The 2,279-nt window shown below is 60.4% G+C and carries 2 pseudogenes; both read right to left on the bottom strand.

Annotation, left to right across the window (positions count from 1 at the left end):
• Nucleotides 1-556: pseudogene (locus AC0L2A_RS35990) on the bottom strand (ATP-binding protein); the annotation flags it as partial.
• A 12-nt stretch (nt 557-568) separates the two neighbouring features.
• A pseudogene (gene istA / locus AC0L2A_RS35985) lies at nt 569-2,084 on the bottom strand (IS21 family transposase).
• Nucleotides 2,085-2,279: the final 195 nt, after the last annotated feature.

The following is a 2,279-nucleotide window of genomic DNA, read 5'->3' as shown; positions in this document are numbered from 1 at the left end:
ATCCTCAATGATCTCCAGGAGATCGCGGCGTTGGTCATCATTGAGTTTTTCCGGTCCCCAGTCATCGAGGATCAGCACTGGCAAGAGATTTGAGGATCCTGCCGTATCGCCCGTCGCCTCTTGCAAGCGCGAGGGCGGCGAACAGCCTGGGAACCCGGTGGTAGGCGACTGAGAAGTCTTCGCGGCAGGCCTGGTGGCCAAGAGCGCAGGCAAGCCAGCTTTTGCCGACGCCGGCTGGTCCGGTGACAAGAAGACCGTGATGCTTTCTGATCCAGTCACAGCCGGCAAGCGCCATGAACATATTGCGGTCGAGGCCGCGTGCGGCGCGGAAGTCGGCATTCTCGATCTGCGCGTCATGGCGAAGCTTGGCAGCCCTGGCGCGAGCCTCGAAACGCTTCTGGCGGCGCATGGTCGCCTCGCGTTCGAGCAGCATGGCAAGCCATTCGCCGTGCTCGAGGCCGCGCACTTCGGGCTGCGTGTCGAGTTCCTGGAAAGCGGTTGCCATGCCGTAGAGGCCGAGCTCTCGCAGCATGTCGATGGTGGGATTGATCAGCATGGGTGGATCTCCTCAATGAAAGTAATCAGGGCCACGCAGATTGGCGTGATCGACGATGGCGGTTGGTTGGGTGGAATGGCGTGCGGCCTTGTGATTGGCGATGAGCGAAGCAATGCTCTTGCAGTTCAAGCCACCGATCTCGACAGCGCGGGCTGACACGGCTTCAGCCCGATTGCGATCGATGTCGCGAAACAGGCGCAGGATGCCCAGACATGTTCGAAAGCCCTGCTCTGGATGCGGACGGCTGGCGAGAATTGCGATGACCAGGCCTTCGGTCTGTGGCCCGATCGACGTGGCCCAACGCCGAAAGCGCTCCGGCGTCCATTCGGCATAGCGCCGGTGGGAACTGGGCATGTGATCCGGATCGGTTCCATGGCGAGGACCTCCATGGCGGCGCTGATGCACCGCGACGCGCTTGCCGCGGTGGAAGATCTCGATGGTGCGCGCCGTTGCTCTCAGATCGACCTGCTGACGAATGAGGCTGTGGGGCACGGAATAAAAGAAGGTCTTGAACTCGACGTGATAATCCGTCGAGACGCGGGCCAAACGCCATTCGGCAAACTCGTAATCCTCCAGTGGAAGACTGGCCAAAGCCGGGCGCTCGACGGTCTCGAAGAGCTGCCGGCGACTGACGCCCAGCCGGCGCATGACGTGGTCGTTGATGCGATCGAGCGCCTGGGCAATGGCGGCATTGGCCTCAGCCAGCGAGAAGAAAGTCTGGTTGCGCAGGCGCCCCAGAATGCAGGACTGGGCGAAACGCACTCCATTCTCCACTTTCGATTTATCCCGAGGCTTTCTTGGCCGTGCCGGAAGAACGCCGACGCCATAGTGGGAAGCCATCATGCCGTAGCTGCGGTTGATCTCGGGATCGTAGAAACTAGCGCGACTGACGCCAGACTTCAGATTGTCGGGAATGACGAGTCTGGGAACGCCGTGAAAAAAACGAAACATCCGGACATGCGAGCCAATCCAGTCGGGAAGCGTTTGCGTCCAGGTGGCCTCGGCAAAGGTGTAGCTGGACGCACCCAGCACCGCCACGAAGATCTCCGCCTCGCGGATCTCACCGGTCTTGCGATCGATAATTGGGATCTTCTTGCCGGAATAATCGACGAAGACCTTGTCGCCGGCCGCATGCTCCTGGCGCATCGTCGGCGAAAGCCGCTGCTCGAAACTGCGAAAGAGTTCGCAGAAGCGACTATATCCGTAACCGTCGGGATGCGACCCACGATACTCCTCCCACAGGATGAGCAATGTGACGCCGGGCTTCTTGAGCTCGACCGCAAGATCGGCCCAGTTCGGTTCCGTGCGTCGCCGCGTGCCCTGTTTGACGCCGTTGCGACTGAAGAGCTTGTGCTCAAGCGCATCGTCGGTCAGCTCGCCCGGCAAGGGCCAGCTCAATCCAACCGCGGCTGCACGCTGCAAATTATCCTGCACCGTACTGCGCGCTATCTATCCCCAACACGACCGCAATCTCGCGGGAGCTCGTCCCGCTTCCGGCAAGCCGCAGCATTTGTCTCAATTGTCTCATGGTCAGCCTTCTCTTTGCCGGCATCAAAATGTCCCCGTTCATCGCGAGGTGATTGATGCCAAAGTTGCTGACCCAGGAGGTAATGTTCAGTGCCGAAAACTGGCCGGCTTTTGATTGGAATGGTGGCCGGCTTCAAATCGGAACGGTGGCCGGTCTTTGATCGGAATGGCGGCCGGCTTCACGTCGGAATCCGCA

The sequence above is a fragment of the Mesorhizobium sp. WSM4844 genome (genome assembly GCF_055811775.1).
This window is presented reverse-complemented; position numbering and strand designations above follow the sequence as displayed.